Source organism: Enterococcus haemoperoxidus ATCC BAA-382 (genome assembly GCF_000407165.1).
GTDB lineage: Bacteria > Bacillota > Bacilli > Lactobacillales > Enterococcaceae > Enterococcus_L > Enterococcus_L haemoperoxidus.
In genome coordinates this window covers 1,955,858-1,975,105 of record NZ_KE136479.1, presented here as the reverse complement: position 1 = coordinate 1,975,105, position 19,248 = coordinate 1,955,858, and the positions used below count along the sequence as shown (strand labels likewise).

The window sequence follows — 19,248 nt, the reverse complement described above, 5'->3', positions numbered from 1 at the left end:
TGGAAAGCGCAGACCATTATAATTATTTTGTTTGAGGTGAAAAAAATTGGAAGAAATGAATAGTGAAGTTGGAAAAACGAATCAGCTAACGATTGCTGAACAAAGAAAAAGATGGTTTAAAGAATTTATGAAACCGTTTTTAGTTGTCGTGGTTATTTACATCACGATGTATATGATACGGAATAACTTTAAAGCAGCTCAGCCATTATTAAAAAGTCAATTGGGACTTACAACAACAGACCTTGGCTATATCGGTTTTGTTTTTTCGATTGTTTATGGATTTGGTAAATTTATTGTTGGTTATATTGTGGATGGTAAAAATACCAAGAAAATTTTGTCTATCTTATTGTTGTTATCATCAATTACCGTTTTATGTTTAGGGCTATTATTTACGATGAATAATGTTCCAATGGGATGGATCGTTGTTTTATGGTCTTTAAATGGATTATTCCAATGTGTGGGCGGGCCAAGTAGTGCTTCTGTTATTACACAATGGACAACAAGAAGCAATCGTGGGAGATATATCGGTTTATGGAATGCTTCTCACAATATCGGTGGTGGTTTTGCTGGGATTTTTGCAGTGTGGTGTGCAACGACTTTCTTTAAAGGACAAGTAGCAGGAATGTTTATTATTCCAGCAATCGTTGCGGCAGTAGTTGCTGTAGTTACATTTTTTATTGGTAAAAATAGACCAGAAGATTTAGGCTGGAATTCAAGTGAAGAGATTTTTGGCGAACCGATTGAAGAAGCAAACGTAGATGCAGAGAATTTAACGAAATGGGAAATTTTTAAAAAGTATTTATTAACAAATCCATACATTTGGATTTTATGCGTAGCGAATGTTTTTGTCTATATTGTCCGTATTGGGATTGATAATTGGGCGCCTTTATACGTGACAGAACATCTCAATTTTTCACAAGAAGCAGCAGCTCAAACGATTTTCTATTTTGAAATGGGCGCTTTAGTCGGTTGCTTAGCTTGGGGTTATATCTCAGATTTACTTAAAGGACGTCCTGCTTTAGTTGCCACAATCAGCAGTATTCTATTACCGATTGGCATTATCGGCTATCAACTGGGTACGACAGAACTTGTAATCAACGTATCATTATTTATGTTAGGTATGATGGTTTTTGGTCCACAATTATTGATCAACTTATCTATGTTAGGATTCGTGCCCAAAAAAGCAACAGTCGTTTCAGGAGGTTTATTAGGAGCGTTTGCCTATTTGTTTGGGGACTCAATGGCGAAAATCTTATTAGCTAAAATTTCAGATCCCTCTAAAAATGGTGTGAATTTCTTTGGACATGTACTTCATGGTTGGAATGATACATTTATTATCTTCTATATTTCCATTGTAATTATTGTGGTTCTTTTAGGAAGTGTAGCATTTGCAGAAGAAAAAAGAAGAAAAAAAGTAAACGCGTAAAGGTGGAATAAACATATGAATGTAAAAATTACGAATTTTAGAGACTTAGGTGGTATTAAAAATAAAGAGGGAAAAATGATTAAACCAAAAAAATTATTACGATCAGGTCATCTAGTCAATTTAGATAAAAAAACACAAACAACATTGATTGAGTCATTCAATTTAACCAGAATCATCGATTTTAGACGTGAGTTTGAAATCAGTGAGTCACCAGATACACCGATTGAAGATGTGGAATATGTCAATTTAGATTTGCTTGGGAAAATGAATGCTAAAAATTCGAGTTTAGCTGATTTTGCTAAACTAAAATCGATTGAAGCTGTTGATAAACATATGCTAGGTGTTTATGAAGATTTGATCTTAAATCCAGGAGCGCAAGAAGGTTTCACAGAATTTATGGCGTATATCTTAGCAAATAAAAACGGGTCAACCATTTTTCATTGTTTTGCTGGAAAAGACCGTACAGGTTATGCTTCAGCTTTATTACTATTACTCCTAAATGTCGAAAAAGAAGAGATTTATAAAGATTTCTTAGTAACGAATGAAGAAAGAAAACAAGCTAATGACGAACTGGTACAGCAGTTTAGAGAACAAGGGTTTAGTGAAGAACAATTGGAATCTTTAGCAACTGCACTTTATGTAAAAGAAGATTATTTAGATCATGCCTTCCATTTGATTGAGAAACATTTTGGCACCGCAGAAAATTACGCAGCAGAATGTTTAGATTTTGACAAAGAAAAACTCGAAGAATTTAGACATATTTATTTAATTGACTAAGGAAGTGTGGTTTGTTTTCCTAATTTTTTCTTGCTATAATTGAAGAAAATAAAAAGAACGGATTATAATTATGGATAAACAAAAACAACAGCTTAGTATTGAAGCAGCCAGATTGTATTATCAATCTGGTCTTGGTCAGCAGGAAATTGCAAAAAAATTAGATGTTTCCCGTCCGACGATTTCTAGATTACTGAATTATGCTAAAGAAAAAGGATATGTACAAATTACGATCTCAGACCCTTTTTCCGATTTGTTTGAGCTCGAAAAACGACTTAAAGAAAAATATGACTTGTTAGAAGTACATGTTGTATTTTCACCTGAAACAAATTATCAAGTTATTACAGAGTACCTTACGTCTTATGCAGCAGAGTATTTAGAAGAAACAATCAAAAATGGTGATATTCTGGGGGTTAGTTGGGGAACAACGATGTATGAAGTGGCAAGAAAACTGAATACCCAAGAGAGAGTTGGTGTAGAAATTGTTCAATTGAAGGGCGGAATCAGTCATTCTAATGTGAATACATACGCCAATGAAACGCTGACGTTATTTGAAAAAGCTTTTCAAACAGTTGCGATGCAACTTCCGTTACCAGTTATTTTTGACAATGCAGAAGTAAAAAAAATGGTAGAGCAAGATCGTCATATCCAAAAAATCATCACAAAAGGGAAACAAGCGAATATTGCGCTATTTACAGTAGGAACAGTTAGAGACGAAGCGCTGTTATTTCGTTTAGGCTATTTTAGTGATGAAGAAGAACAACTTCTTAAAGAACAAGCGGTTGGCGATATTTGTTCTCGCTTCTTTGATAGCAGTGGTGAAATATGCAGTCAGAAAATCAATGAACGGACGATCGGTATTGAATTATCTGATCTAAGAGAAAAAGAAAAAGCGATTTTAGTCGCTGGCGGTTCACGAAAAATTGAAGCGATTGATGGCGCATTAGCAGGTAAGTACGCTAATGTATTGATCATCGATCAAAGCGCTGCGGAAGGTTTACTGAAGCTATAAACAAGGTAATGAGAATAGAGGCTCTTTGTCAACTAATGTTGGTGAAGAAAATCTAAAGAATTAAATCAATGATGAAGCCTAGAGGGAAATTCCTCTAGGTTTTTCTATTTGGTTGAAAAAGAATAGTACCAAAGCATAAAGTAATCCTCAATTTAAAATTATAGAAGTTGCGGAAGCCGTAGGCATTTCTCTTTAATACTTTGATATGGTTATTCAAGCATTCTAACGGTCCGTTGGAATAAGGCAAATCCAACGCATTTTTAATGCCCGTTTGAACTTTTTTAAAGGTAGTAATGGTTGTTTGATAATAAGCTGGAAGCCTAGAATAATCTTGTTCTAATAACGCGTGAAACCGTGTGTAATCTCTTGTTTGTATGGCATAGAGAAAATCCTGATAACAGGTATAGCCAGCTTTTAATTCTTCATCATAGGCAAGTAACCGATCCACGAGTTCGGTTTCTGTTAAATAAGCACGGAAGGAAGGATGCCATTGGCGTTTTTCAAAATTGAGCTTCGATTGATTCTTTTGAAGTAGTTTCCAGTATTTCTTCAAGTGACGGTATTTTTTGGCTTCTACAGATCCTTGATGGAGAAAGGTATTCATTCGTTGAATACGGTGTTTTAAGAACGTTCGCCCGATGTGTTGCACAATATGAAAGCGATCAAGAACAATCTGAGCCTTGGGAAATAGTTTCTTAATTAAAGAAAAATAAGGCGTATACATATCGCAAACAATGTATTTTACACCTTCACGAACAGATAAAGAAAATCGTGAGAAATAGCGTTCTAAAAAAGGCAACTGGCGGTTTTCAACGACATCGAGTAATTGCTTTGTTTGTCCATCCATCATAATGAAACTCATAGAGGCAGCGACTTGTTTCACTGATTTAAATTCATCAAAACAAAGAACTTCTGGCAAGATGAGTCGATTGATTTTTTTTGGTTCGTAAAACTGTTTCAATACGCGATAAACAGAGGAAACAGAGACCTTCTTTTGACGGGCAATTTCGCTCATAGACGAAGTGTTTCGTAGACGCTCGGCAATCGAAAGCTTGACTTTCTTAGAAATCGAGCAACACTTTTCGATAAGACTTGTTTCAGCGACAAAAGTTCTATCACAAGAATGGCAGAAGAAACGACGTTTCTTCAAGCGTAAGTATGTTTGGTATTCAGAGACATCATTCAGTAAAATCAGACACGTTGTAAAGCTCCAAAGAATAATCGATCCGTTTTCTTTGGCACCACAATGATGACAGGAGTGAGCGGAATAGTCCAATGTACCAGAAAATACGTGGCAGATTCGTCCTTTGATTCGTTCCTTTTTTAAAGAATTTTCATTAAAAGTAATATTTAAGTCTAGAATATCTAAGGTATTTTTGATAAGATTTGTATAGGACATCTTGATTTCCTCCTTTTGATTGGTTTTAGTCGACTTAATTCTAAAGGATATCAGGGTGTCTTTTCTATTATTTTGCATTAAAAAGATGCCAGTGATTTCTCACCAACATCAGAAAGTATAGAGCCAGAATAGATAGGAACGGATTAAAACAACGTTCCTATCTATTTTTATCTTAAAATGAACATAATTTCATGATGGTGTTTACAAATGTTCTTGTGGAGTGTATAATACAATTATCAAAACTAAAGGAGAGTTATAATGACTATTGCAAAAATGATTGATCATACAGCATTAAAACCTGAAACAACAAAGGATATGATTGTAAAACTTTGTCAAGAAGCTAAAAAATATCAGTTTGCTTCAGTTTGTGTGAATCCCTATTGGGTTAAGTTATCAAGTACTGAATTAAAAGGATCTGGCGTTGATGTTTGTACTGTAATTGGATTTCCTTTAGGTGCAAATACATCTGAAACAAAGGCTTTTGAAACTAAAAATGCTATTGCTAATGGTGCTACAGAAGTCGATATGGTAATCAATGTAGGTGCACTGAAATCTGGCGACTTAGAAACAGTTGAAGCAGATATCCGTGCAGTTGTTGAAGCATCAGGAGATGTTCTTGTAAAAGTTATTCTTGAAACATGTTTGCTTACAAAAGAGGAAATTGTCACAGTTTCTGAGTTATCAGTTAAAGCAGGTGCCGATTTTGTTAAAACATCAACAGGATTTTCTACAGGCGGAGCAACAGCAGAAGATATTGCATTAATGAGAAAAACTGTAGGACCTGATGTTGGTGTTAAAGCTTCTGGCGGGGTTCGTACAAAAGAAGAAGTAGTAACAATGATCGAAGCAGGCGCGTCAAGAATCGGTGCAAGTGCTGGGGTTTCAATCGTTTCTGGTGAAACAACTGACCAAGGTAGCGGTTATTAAAAAGAAAATAAAGTAAGCAACTTGCTTACTTTTACAAGCTAATGTAAACGAGTTCAATTGGAGGATAAGATGAAGTATTTAATTGGTTGCCTAGGTTTGTTATTTTTTATCGGAGTGGCATGGTTAACGAGTAATGATCGTAAAAAAGTTAAAGTTAGACCGATTATTGTCATGTTAGTTTTGCAATTTATTTTAGGTTTTGTGTTACTGAATACAAGCGTTGGTAATTTCGTTATAGAAGGAATTGCCAAAGGATTTGATAATTTACTGCAATATGCTGCTGAAGGTGTGAATTTTGTTTTTGGAGGTCTGATCAATCCAGACGAAAGCTCATTTTTTATTGGTGTTTTATTACCGATCGTTTTCATTTCGGCATTGATCGGAATTCTGCAGTATTTTAAAATTCTTCCGTTTATTGTGAAATATATTGGACTTGCTTTAAGTAAGGTGAATGGCATGGGAAAATTAGAATCATATAATGCAGTTGCCTCAGCTATTTTAGGTCAATCAGAAGTCTTTATTTCTGTGAAAAAACAGCTAGGTTTATTACCAAAACATCGTTTATATACATTATGTGCTTCAGCAATGTCAACTGTATCGATGGCAATCATCGGTTCTTACATGTTTTTATTGAAACCACAATATGTAGTGACGGCCATTGTTTTAAATTTATTTGGAGGATTCATTATCACATCCGTGATTAATCCGTATGAAGTGACAGCAGAAGAAGATGTTTTAGAAGTAAAAGATGAAAAAGAACAATCCTTTTTTGAAATGTTAGGGGAATACATCATGGATGGTTTCCATGTAGCGATTACAGTTGCTGCGATGTTGATCGGATTTGTAGCTGTTATTACAATGATCAACGCAATTTTCAAAGGAATTTTTGGAATGTCATTCCAAGATATTATCGGTTATCTCGTTGCACCATTTGCGTTCTTAATGGGTGTACCTGCAAATGAAATCGTAGATGCTGGAAGTATTATGGCGACTAAACTAGTCTCAAATGAATTTGTCGCAATGACGAACTTAACGTCAAGCTCGATAGAATTTTCTGGCAGAACCACAGCTATCATTTCTGTTTTCTTAGTTTCTTTTGCAAACTTCTCTTCAATCGGCATCATCTCTGGGGCTGTAAAAAGCCTGAACGAAGAACAAGGAAATGTTGTGGCACGTTTCGGTATAAAATTATTATTCGGTGCAACGTTAGTTAGTTGTTTAACAGCGACAATCGTTGGTTTGCTTTATTAATTTTTAAGTTTAATAGGTGAGGTGAAAAGGAATGAAAGAATTTAAAAGAATTCATGTTGTTGTAATGGATTCAGTAGGAATTGGTGAGGCACCTGACGCAAATGATTTTGATGATTTCAATGTGGATACGCTAGGTCATATTGCTAGAGAAATGGACGGACTGAACCTTCCTAACATGGAAGCACTAGGTTTGTCTAACATTAAAGAAATTGCGGGCGTTGAAAAAGTAGAAGTGCCTATCGGCTATCATACCAAAATGCAAGAGACCTCTGTTGGTAAAGATACAATGACAGGTCACTGGGAAATTATGGGGTTGTATATCGATAAACCCTTTAGAGTTTTCCCAGATGGATTTCCAGATGAATTATTAGAAAAACTCAAAGCCTTCTCTGGAAGAGAAATTATTGGCAATAAAGCTGCAAGCGGAACCGAAATTCTTGATGAGCTAGGAGAAGAACAGCTTAAATCAGGCGCATTGATTGTTTATACGTCTGCAGACTCTGTTTTACAAATTGCAGCAAATGAAGAAATCATTCCTTTAGAAGAATTGTATCGCATTTGTGAATATGCTCGGGAAATTACGAGAGATGAGCCCTATATGCTAGGCCGCATTATTGCTAGACCGTTTGTAGGAACATCAAAAGAAACATTTACACGTACAGCTAATCGCCATGATTATGCCTTGAAACCTTTTGACAAAACTGTGATGGATACACTAAAAGAGAGTGGATTGGATTCAATCGCGCTAGGAAAAATATCTGACATTTTTGATGGTGAAGGGGTCACTGAAAGTATTCGTACAGTTTCAAATATGGATGGTATGGATAAATTTATCGAATTACTGGATAAAGAATTCCATGGCATGAGTTTTTTAAACTTAGTTGATTTTGACGCAGTATTTGGGCATCGAAGAGATCCTTTAGGATACGGACAAGCACTACAAGAATTTGATCAACGTTTGCCAGAGGTTTTTGCTAAGTTAACAGAGGATGATTTATTGATTATTACAGCAGATCATGGAAATGATCCGACATACAAAGGAACAGATCATACTAGGGAGTTTGTACCATTATTAGTCTATTCTAAACGTTTCAAACGCGGTTATGAATTAAGTGTGAGAACAACGTTTTCTGATATTGGTGCTACCGTTGCGGATAATTTCAATGTACGTATGCCGGAATATGGGACTAGCTTCTTAGGAGATTTAAAATAAAAAAAAGGAATGGTGAAGAAAATGAGAATGGTCGATGTTATTGAGAAGAAAAGAAACGGACTTGAATTAACAAAAGAAGAAATCAAGTTTTTTATTGATGGCTATACTGCTGGAACAATTCCAGATTATCAAGCAAGTGCTTTATTAATGGCTATTTATTTCCAAGACATGACGGATGAAGAGCGTGCAAACTTGACTCTAGCAATGGTCGATTCAGGTGATGTGATTGACTTATCTGGAATTGAAGGCGTAAAAGTGGATAAACATTCTACTGGCGGTGTTGGTGATACAACAACTTTAGTTTTAGCTCCACTCATTGCAGCATTAGATATTCCTTTTGCAAAAATGTCAGGTCGTGGCTTAGGTCATACTGGTGGAACATTAGACAAATTAGAATCATTTGATGGGTTCCATATTGAAATCAGTGATGAAGAATTCATTAATATTGTCAATCAAGACAAGATCGCTGTTATCGGACAATCTGGCAATCTAACGCCAGCTGATAAAAAAATCTATGCACTACGTGATGTAACAGGAACAGTAAGTTCTATTCCGTTGATTGCTGGCTCTATTATGAGTAAGAAGATTGCTGCTGGTGCAGACGCGATTGTCTTAGATGTAAAAACAGGTGCTGGAGCATTTATGAAGACAGAAGAAGATGCTGAGAAATTAGCTGAAGCGATGGTTCGCATCGGAAATCTTGTTGGAAGAAAAACAATGGCAATCATTTCTGATATGTCTCAACCTTTAGGTGCTGCGATTGGTAATTCTTTAGAAATCAAAGAAGCAATCGATACTCTAAAAGGAAATGGGCCAGAAGATTTAACGGAACTAGTCCTAACTTTAGGTAGTCAAATGGTTGTTTTAGCAGGAAAAACAGATTCTTTAGATGAAGCACGCAAAATGTTGTTAGGTGTGATCGAAGACGGATCAGCTCTAGATAAATTTGCTGTATTCGTTAAAAATCAAGGTGGTAATCCAGAGTGGGTCAAAAATCCAGAATTATTACCTGCAGCACAATATACATTTGAAGTAACAGCAGATAAAGAAGGTGTTGTATCTGAGATCGTTGCTGATGCCATTGGTGTAGCTGCTATGAAATTAGGAGCAGGTCGAGCAACGAAAGAAGATGAAATTGATTTAGCAGTAGGATTGGTTTTAAACAAAAAAATTGGTGACGATGTTAAAGTTGGCGATTCTCTTGTAACGATCCATGCAAACAAAAAAGATGTTGCTGAAGTAGAAGCAATGATCAAAGAAAATATCCAAATTGGTGATACAGGAATAGCACCTAAATTAATCTATAAACAAATTTCTTGAAAATAATCATTCATTTACTACTACTATAGAAGCTTCTAGAAGGATTGATTGTGTAGTGTAGTAGATTTAATGGAAAAAGAGGAGATACTCAAAGTGAGGATCTTCTTCTTTTTTGTTTTTACACAATGTTTTTTGATACCATACGTAAGTACAGGTCAAAATTCATTCTAAAGTCCTATGACAAACAACTAAAAAGAAGGCATAATAGGTACATAAGGAAAACACCCTCGGGTGAAAAATTTGCTAAGGAGGCAATTTCCATGAAAGAAAGAGAAAGAGTATTAGACTTAGTTAAAAAAGGTATCCTATCTTCAGAGGAAGCTTTAGTTTTATTAGAAAATATGGCGACAGAAAAAGATGAAAAACAAATCAAAAAAGCTGCCGACCAAGTAAACGTAACAAATCCAACAGTTGACACAAAAGAAAATGACAAAGTCGTAGATTTATTAAATAAGTTAGAAAATAAAAAGGAAGAAGACGTAGTCGAACCTGAAATTTCTGATGAAGATGTTAAAGCAAAAGAGGCGCAAGATCATGAACGTCTAGAAAAAATTCTAGATAATCTAGCAACTGAAGCGAATCGTGCTTCTGTTGAGTTAGATGAAATCAACGCTGAAATTGCTGGTGTCAAAGAAGAAGTCAAAGAAGCACAAGAAAAATTGATGGAACTTAATACCAAAGAAGAATTAAGCGAATTAACAAGTGAAGATTTACAAGTAAGAGCATCCCTTGAAGCTGAGATCAAATCATTAGAAGATTCTTTAGACGAACGAATTCAAGAAAAAATCGCTCTTGAAGCTGAATTGAAAAATATTCGTAAAGAACAATGGTCTGGTACGAAAGATCGTGTCGCTTCAAAATTTGATATTCCTGATGATTGGAAAGATCAAGCAACGGATACGATCAATCAAGTCGGAGAAAAAATGAGTGAAGCAGGATCTCAATTGGGTTCATTCCTTAAGAAAACATTTAGCACATTTTCTGAAACAATGAATGATAATATGGAATGGAAAGACGTTAGTTTCAAAGTTCCAGGTGTTGCTACAACGAAATTTGAACATGAATTCAATTACCCAGCACCGCTTGCAAGTTTGATTGATGTCAAAGTAGCGAATGGAAATATTATCTTTAGAACTTGGGATCAACCAGATGTTAAAGTAGAAGGAAAAATCAAACTTTATGGTAAAATGGATGCTGAAACACCGCTTGAAGCGTTCTTGGAAAGAAGCCAAATCGATGTAGATGACGAAGTGATTTCATTCCAAATTCCAAACAAACGTGTTCGCGCAGATTTGATTTTCTACTTACCTGAACGTACATTTGATCATGTATCAATTAAATTGTTAAATGGAAATGTCTTGATTGAATCGTTGAAGGCAAAAGATGTTTACACTAAATCAACAAATGGCTCAATCACATTCAATAAAATCGATGCAACAATGCTTGAAATTGAAGGTGTAAATGGTGATATCAAAGTCTTAGATGGTGAAATCCTAGATAATATCATTGAAACCGTAAATGGTACTGTAACGATTGCTGCAACACCACAAACAGTTAGTGTCTCATTGATCAATGGTGATGTTCGTATCACGGCGAAAGAAAAGACACTACGTAAAGTAGAAGCAAGTTCTGTTAACGGCAATGTAAAAATCGCATTACCAAATGAACTGGGTGTTGAAGGTACAGTGAAAACGAGCTTAGGTAGCATCAATAGTCGCTTAAGTGATTATGAGGTGATTCGTGAGAAGAAAGAAAGAACCAACCAATTACTACAATTTAGACGATTAAATGATGAAGATATGGCTCAAATCAATGCTTCTACAACAACAGGAAACATTTATTTAAAAGACACAGATAAATAAATGCGTAGAACATGATTGCTTAAATTGTGTTGACTTCCTTCTCGATAGTTAAGAATAGTTCTCTTAACTATCGATATAGGAGGAAATAAAAGAGAAAAAGGATGATTCTTCATCCATTCTATTGTAAAATCTAATTGATAAGAGGTGAAAAAAATGAGAAAACGATTGACAAAATCTCCCAATAATGTGGTACTAACAGGAACCTTAGCGGGAATTGCGGAATGGTTAGGTATTGATCCTACGATTGTACGTGTGATTTATGTGGTAGCCAGCTTTATCTTTATTGGCAGTCCAATTTTTCTATATATTGTTTTAGCTATCTTGATTCCTTCAGGTAGAACTAAAAACTATAACAGCTATGGCCATCAAAATCCATACAACAGAAATACACGTAACGCAAATCCATATGCTAACGAACAAAAACAAAGAAAACAAGCAGAAAAAGTGAACGATGATGACTGGAGTGACTTCTAATGACATACTTTCAACGTTTGATCGTTAATACGTTGACATTTGTTTCACTCTCAGTGATTTTTCCAAATATGATTTTCGTGAGAAGTATCTGGATGGCAATCATTGCTGCTTTTGTGCTCTCCATATTAAATATGTTAGTAAAACCAGTGTTGACGATTTTATCGCTTCCGTTTACTTTACTTACATTTGGTTTGTTTAGTTTCATTGTGAATGCGGCAATTTTAAAAATGACCTCTTCATTTGTTGGAGAAACAAATTTCGGTTTTTCCAGCTTTGGAGCAGCGATTTTGATGGCAGTAATCATGTCTTTAGTAAATATGATCGTCAGTGAACGTAATTTAGATAAATATAGTGAATAAGGATAAAACCCAAACGATAAGTTGGGTTTTATCCTTTTCTTTATGCAAATGGATCAGTAAGCTCGACTAATCGGCATTCTTTGTGTCGGTTAATATAGCCATATAAAATATTGATAAAATCGACTTGTTCTTTGGAAAACTGCTGAATCTTTTCAGGTTTATTTTTAGGCAGAATCTTTTTTGCAAGTTCGCTAGATGTATAGTTGGAAAAAGTTTGTTTTGTAAGGATTCGGCTATTTAGAATAAGACCTTGATAAATCAAATAATATTTTATTTTAGAACCAATCGGAATGGACAAAAGCTGCCAATTGGTTTGAGATGCTAGGATCAATTTTGTATTTTGATTGAAAAAGCGCGTGAGGAATTGCCAATCTTCACGTAATTTAGACGCTTTTTCGAATGATTGATTTTCTGCTGCTACAATCATTTTTTCTTCTAAACGATTTTGAGGTAGTTGATTGTTCTGAGTGAATGCACCGAGCAATTCTGTAGCAACAGTCTTTGAGTCTAATTGAGGCATGGCGTTTTCAGAGAAAGTTTGTTGCCAATAATTTTTCTGATTTAATCCATATAGGTTCTCTAAAATTTGTTTTAGTTCTGAAAGTTTCCTATTAGTGGAAAATGGACCAAAGCAATTTTTTTTCGTTGGGACAGTGCGTATATTGATTGAAATGTCTTCTTTTTCCATATTGATTTCAATATATTTATATTTTTCAAAAGAGTTCATCTGCCGATTATAAATTGGACGGCATTCTTGAATTAATTGGCATTCTAGCAAGAGAGCGTCAAGCTCCGAGTCTACTTCAATCACATCGAAACTATTTAGTTGTTGAATCATCCGAATTGTTTTGCTTGAATAATGTTTGTTCTGAACAAAATAGCTGCCGACACGTTCTCGCAGTTTTTTTGCCTTACCTACATAAATAATTGCTCCATGTTTATCTTTCATTAAATAGACACCGGGGGCTAAAGGTAGATTTCTCGCTTGTTCTTTTAAATTATTTTTCATGAAAAACACATCCAATAAATGTTTTTATCACTGGAAATAGTACAAACTAAGTATACGAATTAAATAGAGATAGTCAATAAGGTAAGTATGTTTGAATCTAGTTAAAATAATAATACTAAATAATTTGAGGACAATAAGTTATGTAAGTATAACATGTATGGTATGTTCTTATTCATATTAATATATTAATATATAAATGAATAAACAAATGTTTTTTTAGGACGAGTAAATATAATTAAAATAGACTCACGAATAGAGTTAATGAATAGTTCTAAAAGAAAGCGAGGGCTGATGATTATCGAAATGAACTATTTTTTATAAAAATAAGATAGGAGGATTAAAAAATGAAAAAAGAATTATGCTGTTTTTTAGCAACGGTTATGTGTTTGTCGTCTGTAGGGTCAATTGCAAGTGCTGCCGAAGCCGTAGGGGAGAAAGAAAACGTTACCCCCATACAAAATAGTCCTTTGCTGAACCAGGAAATGCAAAGTATAGAGCGGCAACCATGGGATGAGTTAGTTGAGATAGGCTATCACTATGGTCAATATGAAATAAAGAATGGGTCAATTAAAGATGCAACGCCACAACGTTTTATGAAAAGTTTTAATTTTTTTGACCATCATTTAAGAGTAGAGAATATTTCACATGATGACTATCAGCCTAAGTATATTGATGTGGATACGTTCTCAAATGAAACTGATGTAGAGCAAATATATATGTCAATTGCGCATTCAGAAACATTTGAGGAAACTGAAACAGCAACGATCACACAACACTATGCTTTAGGAGTAGAATCAAGACTTAGTTTTGAGCTTATAGTAAAAGCTAGTGGAGCCATTAAATTTCAAGTAGATTTTAGCAAAGCCGATACTACCAAGAGGAGTCATTCTGAGACACTTACTTTGAACTCTCAACCTGTTAAAGTTCCGCCGCATAAAAAATATAAACTGAAGCTAGTAATGGCAAAAACAGCAACAACAGCTGATATTAAGTTAACCTCTAAAGTTAATGCAGATGTTTATAAAGCATTTGGGACAGACGGAAAGACATTTTATTCTGAAAAAGTAAATCCACTACTAAATCATTACCGTCAAGCACAAGAAAAAGATTCTAGTTTGCCAAATCTTTTAAAGAATTGGGAAGTACAATCAGATGCGAGTAATGAAGATGCACCTGTTTTATACAATGGAGGACAGGGGCATGTAAAGGCAGAATATGGTTCAGATTTTCGTGCACAAGTAGTAGACATAACTAACGGTGAAGATAAAGCGGTAGTTGTCAGCGAAAAAGCGATACAGCTAGTTAGGCAATAAGTTAAAAGATGAAAAGTAGTTTATAAAATAGCATAGGAGGGGTAAAAATGAAAAAAATATTTTATTATATGATAGCTTCAATTATGTGTTTATCGTCTGTAGGAGCAATTGCAAGTATTGCTGAAGCAGAAGTTGAAGAACAAAATGGTACACCAGTTCAGAATGATCTGTTGGTAAACCAAGATAGTGGTATAAGATTTCCAGGTCTGGAACAACCAAGGTATCAGTTAATGATGATGGGACATTACATTGGTATTTCTGATCAAGAGAGTGGTACGTTACCTCCTGGTTCCAAGCCTACATTAACATATCCAGGTAATTTTGAAGCCTATGACACTCATGTGAGAGTATACGATACCATACACGATAATATCCAGCCAAAACATATTGATGTGGATACTTTTATAAACGATACTGATGAGGAACAGGTATTTACCTCAATATCTCGTGATGAGGTCATTGAAGAGTCAGAGACATCGACCATCACGCAAAATTATTCGCTAGGAGCAGAATCCAATATCAGTTTTGATCTTATAGTGAATGCTTCCTCAACGATTCGTTTTCAAGCTGATTTTAACAAAGAGGAGTCTAAAATAAACTCCCACAGGGAGACTTTTACAGTGCCAGCTCAAAATACAAAAGTACCAGCACATAAAAAATACAAATTAGTAATTGTAGTGTCTAGAATGTCAACGACAGCGGCTATCAAATTAACTTCTAAAATTAAGGCAAAGCTCTATTTTGCTGAAACACCAAACAGTCTCTGGTCTAGGAATATAGTAAATGGATACCATGATTACAAACTTGCAGTAGATTGGTATCCTGAACTTGTACCAAATGGTTTCGCAGACAATTTTGAATCAGTTTATAACATTAGTGATGCTCTTCTATATGACGGAGGATTCGGTCATGTTGAAGCGGTGTACGGTACTGATTATAATGTTCGGACGATTGATGTAACAAATGGAGAAGAGAACGCTGTGATTGTCAACGAACAAAAGTTAGAACTAGTTCGGCAATAAGTCATAAGTATTGAGAATTTAAATAGTAGAATAATTGGCCTATTTTAGGCTGGGTGACTGATGAGAATGGTACATCAGTCACCTTTTTTTATTTTTTTAATGAGAAAAATAACATAGAATTATTGAGTGAAGCATATTACTATCGAAAAATTGAAAGAACAGGCAATTACAATTAGACTTTAACAAAGTTGCATTTTTATAATGTTTCTTTAGTCAAAATAAATAATCAGATATAAAGAAAATCAAATAAACCCCTGACATCTTCCTAATAGCTAGAAACTTCCCACCTGAAATGATAAAATGGAACGAGTAGAGAACTAGAAAGGAATGAATGATAAAGATGGAAGAAGTTGTAAAAATTCATCAACTGGTAGAAAAGCTTTCTTTAGAAGTCGTTTATGGCGATGAAGAAAGTTTAAATAGAGAAATCACAACAGGAGATATTTCCCGTCCTGGTCTGGAATTGACAGGTTACTTTAATTATTATCCTCATAATCGCTTGCAATTATTCGGTAGTAAGGAGATTACATTTTCTGAACGAATGATACCTGAAGAACGTTTGATGGTGATGCGTCGTTTATGTGAGAAGGATACGCCGGCTTTTATTATCTCTAGAGGATTAGAAGCACCTGAGGAAATGGTACAAGCCGCAAAAGAAAAAGGACTGGCAGTGTTACGTTCACCGATTTCTACATCGAGATTATTAGGAGAGTTATCCAGCTACCTAGACAGTCGTTTAGCAGCAAGAACTAGCGTACATGGTGTTTTAGTCGACGTTTATGGATTAGGTGTCTTGATTCAAGGCGATAGTGGTATCGGTAAAAGTGAGACAGCGTTAGAGTTGATCAAGCGAGGTCATCGATTGATCGCAGATGACAGAGTCGATGTTTATCAGCAAGACGAATTGACAGTCGTCGGTGAACCGCCTAAAATTTTACAGCATCTGATAGAGATTCGTGGGATTGGAATCATTGATGTAATGAATTTATTTGGTGCAAGTGCGGTTCGCGGCTTTATGCAAGTCCAACTTGTTGTTTACTTAGAAGCATGGGAAAAAGATAAAAAATATGACCGTTTAGGATCAGATGATGCAATGGTTGAAATCGCAAATGTTGATGTTCCTCAAATCCGTATTCCTGTTAAAACCGGGCGGAACGTGGCAATCATTATTGAAGTTGCTGCAATGAATTTTCGTGCGAAGACTATGGGTTATGATGCGACAAAATCATTTGAAGAACGTTTGACTCGATTGATTGAGGAAAATTCAGGAAGTATCTAGTTATACGAGCTAGCTCTTCGGAAAAAAGATAAAATCTGATTGTGGTAAAGAATACCACCCTCATATTTTCCTATTTTTCAGTCAGAGCTGATCGAGCCCGTTTCACTTTTAAGGTTATCTAGTTATGCGAGCTAGCTCTTCGGAAAAAAGATAAAATCTGATTGTGGTAAAGAACACCACTCTCATATTTTCCTATTTTTCAGTTGGAACTGAACGTGCCTGTTCAGCTTTTGCTTTGAAACACTGTGAATAAAATGAACTGATGTTGAAAAGTGCAAGGTGTAGCGAAGTGGAACGTTTTTACCAATATGTATTATCTAGCTAAGCGGGTTAGCACTTCAGAAAAAAAGATAAATTATGAATGAGGTAAAGAACACCTTATTCATAATTTCCTATTTTTCTGTCAGAGCTGAGCGATCCCGCTTCACTTTTAAATTAGGAGGAAGCCAAATGTTAGGACAAGTAAATCCAGTAGCGCTTAATCTTTTTGGGATAGCGGTGTATTGGTATGCAATTATTATTGTTTCAGGAATCGTGCTAGCTGTTTGGTTAAGTAGTAGAGAAGCAGTTCGTGTCGGTTTAAAAGAAGATGACGTAATTGACTTTATGTTGTGGGGCTTACCCAGTGCAATTATTGGTGCCCGTTTGTACTATGTCATTTTTCAGTGGCAAGATTATGTCGATAATCCAATTGAGATTATTTTGACTAGAAACGGTGGTCTCGCGATTTATGGTGGGCTAATCGGCGGAGGTCTAGCTTTATTTTTCTTCACAAGGCATCGTTTTATTTCAACTTGGACCTTTTTAGATATTGCAGCACCAAGTGTGATTTTGGCTCAAGGGATCGGGCGCTGGGGGAATTTCATGAACCATGAAGCTTATGGTCCCGCAACAACTCGAGGTTTTTTGGAAAGCTTGCATTTACCAAAATTTATCATCGACAATATGAATATTGAAGGAACATATCATCAACCAACTTTTTTATATGAATCTATCTGGAATGTTTTAGGTTTTATTGTATTGATTGTTTTGAGAAAAAAGAAAAATTTCTTAAAAGAAGGCGAAGTCTTTTTAGGATATATCATTTGGTACTCTTTCGGAAGGTTCTTTATTGAAGGGATGCGGACAGATAGTTTATATGCATTTGGAAGTGTCCGAGTTTCACAATTAGTTTCTCTTGTGTTATTTTTCGGTGCAATTGTGATTATGATTATTCGCCGTAAAAAGGGGTCTGTAAAATTTTATGACCGTGAAAAAGGAACATCAAAAAAGGCTATTTAGAACTGCCTATTCCATCTAAGCTATGGTAAAATGATAGGTGGATACAAAAACTATAAGAATAGTAATTTATTTTGGTTATTTAAAGAAATAAGAAGTTGGATAGTCGGTAGAGTTATAGAAACGTTTTGAGCTAGATTTTCTACTAAAGAGCTTTTGGGAAAGAAGATAAAAAATAAACGAGTCAAAGAACGACTCAATTGTTTTTCCTATCTTTCTGTCAGAGCTGGTCTAGTTTGTTCAACTTTTCTATGATCTAGCTTCACCGAATCAGCTCTTCTTATTTTGAAAGGAGATTTTCACCAATGAAACAAAAAGTTGCTGTTTTAGGTCCAGGTTCATGGGGAACTGCATTGGCACAGGTTTTAGCAGAAAATGGTCATGAGGTTCGTATATGGGGACATAATAAAGCACAAATTGATGAAATCAACACGCATCATACGAATCATCATTACTTACCTGATTTGGTCATTCCAGAATCGATTCAAGGGAAGAGTTCTTTAGAAGAATGTATTCAAGATGCAGATGCGGTCTTGTTTGTTGTTCCGACTAAAGCCATTCGAACGGTGGCGCAAGAATTTACAGAAAAATGTACAAATCAACCTTTGATCATTCATGCTAGTAAAGGCTTGGAACAGGGAAGTCATAAGCGGATATCTGAAGTATTAATGGAAGAAATTCCAACAGATAAAAGGCGTGGAGTGGTTGTTTTATCTGGTCCAAGTCATGCGGAAGAAGTCGCTGTTCATGATATTACAACGATTACTGCTGCAAGTGAGAATTTGTCAGATGCAACATATGTTCAATCGTTATTTATGAATGACTATTTTAGAATTTATACAAATGATGATGTAATTGGTGTCGAAACGGGCGCTGCGTTGAAAAATATCATTGCGTTAGGAGCAGGTGCAATCCACGGGTTAGGCTTTGGCGATGATGCGAAAGCTGCAATCATGACACGCGGTTTAGCTGAAATAAGTCGTTTAGGTGTGGCGATGGGGGCAAACCCTTTAACCTTTATTGGTTTGAGCGGAGTCGGTGATTTAATTGTTACTTGTACAAGTGTGCACTCACGTAATTGGCGTGCTGGTAATCTTCTTGGAAAAGGACACAGCTTAGACGAAGTTCTTGAAAATATGGGAATGATCGTTGAAGGGGTATCTACAACAAAAGCAGCGTATGAATTATCTCAGCAATTAAATGTTGATATGCCAATCACAGAAGCGATATATAAGGTCTTGTATGAAGGTCAAGATGTAAAACAAGCGGCAAAAGAAATTATGTTACGTGATGGTAAAACAGAAAATGAATTTTCTATATAAATTTTAGG

At 35.4% G+C, this 19,248-nt stretch carries 17 protein-coding genes; 15 read left to right on the top strand and 2 right to left on the bottom strand.

The window, feature by feature from the left end:
- The first annotated feature begins 55 nt into the window (after positions 1 to 55).
- The 3 genes from uhpT to I583_RS09075 all read left to right on the top strand — a co-directional run bounded on the left by uhpT (position 56) and on the right by I583_RS09075 (position 3,212).
- Positions 56 to 1,426, top strand: coding sequence for a hexose-6-phosphate:phosphate antiporter (gene uhpT / locus I583_RS09085; RefSeq protein WP_034683289.1), 1,371 nt, complete (start codon positions 56 to 58; stop codon positions 1,424 to 1,426).
- Positions 1,427 to 1,441: 15 nt separating this feature from the next.
- The gene (locus tag I583_RS09080) at positions 1,442 to 2,203 is read left to right on the top strand and encodes a tyrosine-protein phosphatase (protein WP_010760785.1); all 762 of its coding nucleotides are present in this window, start codon (positions 1,442 to 1,444) and stop codon (positions 2,201 to 2,203) included.
- Between the two features lie 70 nt (positions 2,204 to 2,273).
- Complete coding sequence (locus I583_RS09075) at positions 2,274 to 3,212, top strand: sugar-binding transcriptional regulator (RefSeq protein WP_010760786.1); 939 nt, start codon at positions 2,274 to 2,276, stop codon at positions 3,210 to 3,212.
- Positions 3,213 to 3,306: 94 nt separating this feature from the next.
- Here the strand turns inward: I583_RS09075 and I583_RS09070 are convergent, their stop codons facing one another.
- Positions 3,307 to 4,611 (bottom strand): ISL3 family transposase, encoded by a 1,305-nt coding sequence (locus I583_RS09070; protein ID WP_010763307.1) that lies wholly within the window; start codon positions 4,609 to 4,611, stop codon positions 3,307 to 3,309.
- A 258-nt stretch (positions 4,612 to 4,869) separates the two neighbouring features.
- On the opposite strand from I583_RS09070, the gene deoC reads away from it, so the two are divergent.
- The 7 genes from deoC to I583_RS09035 all read left to right on the top strand — a co-directional run bounded on the left by deoC (position 4,870) and on the right by I583_RS09035 (position 12,017).
- The gene (deoC, locus tag I583_RS09065; RefSeq protein WP_010760788.1) at positions 4,870 to 5,538 is read left to right on the top strand and encodes a deoxyribose-phosphate aldolase; all 669 of its coding nucleotides are present in this window, start codon (positions 4,870 to 4,872) and stop codon (positions 5,536 to 5,538) included.
- A gap of 69 nt (positions 5,539 to 5,607) precedes the next feature.
- Positions 5,608 to 6,789, top strand: coding sequence for a NupC/NupG family nucleoside CNT transporter (locus I583_RS09060; protein WP_010760789.1), 1,182 nt, complete (start codon positions 5,608 to 5,610; stop codon positions 6,787 to 6,789).
- 31 nt (positions 6,790 to 6,820) lie between these two features.
- Positions 6,821 to 8,002: a phosphopentomutase gene (deoB, locus tag I583_RS09055; RefSeq protein ID WP_010760790.1), complete on the top strand. Its 1,182-nt coding sequence runs from the start codon at positions 6,821 to 6,823 to the stop codon at positions 8,000 to 8,002.
- 21 nt (positions 8,003 to 8,023) lie between these two features.
- Complete coding sequence (locus I583_RS09050) at positions 8,024 to 9,322, top strand: pyrimidine-nucleoside phosphorylase (protein ID WP_010760791.1); 1,299 nt, start codon at positions 8,024 to 8,026, stop codon at positions 9,320 to 9,322.
- 260 nt (positions 9,323 to 9,582) lie between these two features.
- The gene (gene liaX / locus I583_RS09045; RefSeq protein WP_010760792.1) at positions 9,583 to 11,184 is read left to right on the top strand and encodes a daptomycin-sensing surface protein LiaX; all 1,602 of its coding nucleotides are present in this window, start codon (positions 9,583 to 9,585) and stop codon (positions 11,182 to 11,184) included.
- 153 nt (positions 11,185 to 11,337) lie between these two features.
- Positions 11,338 to 11,658 (top strand): PspC domain-containing protein, encoded by a 321-nt coding sequence (locus I583_RS09040; RefSeq protein WP_010760793.1) that lies wholly within the window; start codon positions 11,338 to 11,340, stop codon positions 11,656 to 11,658.
- Complete coding sequence (locus I583_RS09035; protein WP_010760794.1) at positions 11,658 to 12,017, top strand: phage holin family protein; 360 nt, start codon at positions 11,658 to 11,660, stop codon at positions 12,015 to 12,017. Before I583_RS09040 ends, I583_RS09035 begins: the two co-directional genes overlap by 1 nt.
- Positions 12,018 to 12,057: 40 nt before the next feature.
- Here the strand turns inward: I583_RS09035 and I583_RS09030 are convergent, their stop codons facing one another.
- Positions 12,058 to 13,026, bottom strand: coding sequence for a GIY-YIG nuclease family protein (locus I583_RS09030; protein ID WP_010760795.1), 969 nt, complete (start codon positions 13,024 to 13,026; stop codon positions 12,058 to 12,060).
- A 344-nt stretch (positions 13,027 to 13,370) separates the two neighbouring features.
- Here I583_RS09030 and I583_RS09025 point away from each other — a divergent pair, with 344 nt between their 5' ends.
- The 5 genes from I583_RS09025 to I583_RS09005 all read left to right on the top strand — a co-directional run bounded on the left by I583_RS09025 (position 13,371) and on the right by I583_RS09005 (position 19,240).
- On the top strand, positions 13,371 to 14,339 hold the full coding sequence (locus I583_RS09025; RefSeq protein ID WP_010760796.1) for an ETX/MTX2 family pore-forming toxin: 969 nt from the start codon (positions 13,371 to 13,373) through the stop codon (positions 14,337 to 14,339).
- Between the two features lie 47 nt (positions 14,340 to 14,386).
- Positions 14,387 to 15,361, top strand: coding sequence for an ETX/MTX2 family pore-forming toxin (locus tag I583_RS09020; RefSeq protein WP_010760797.1), 975 nt, complete (start codon positions 14,387 to 14,389; stop codon positions 15,359 to 15,361).
- A 340-nt stretch (positions 15,362 to 15,701) separates the two neighbouring features.
- Positions 15,702 to 16,640, top strand: coding sequence for an HPr(Ser) kinase/phosphatase (gene hprK, locus I583_RS09015; RefSeq protein WP_034682890.1), 939 nt, complete (start codon positions 15,702 to 15,704; stop codon positions 16,638 to 16,640).
- A 450-nt stretch (positions 16,641 to 17,090) separates the two neighbouring features.
- A complete protein-coding gene (lgt, locus tag I583_RS09010) occupies positions 17,091 to 17,921 on the top strand; it encodes a prolipoprotein diacylglyceryl transferase (protein ID WP_010760799.1) in 831 nt (276 codons plus the stop codon).
- Between the two features lie 302 nt (positions 17,922 to 18,223).
- On the top strand, positions 18,224 to 19,240 hold the full coding sequence (locus I583_RS09005; RefSeq protein WP_010760800.1) for an NAD(P)H-dependent glycerol-3-phosphate dehydrogenase: 1,017 nt from the start codon (positions 18,224 to 18,226) through the stop codon (positions 19,238 to 19,240).
- Positions 19,241 to 19,248: the final 8 nt, after the last annotated feature.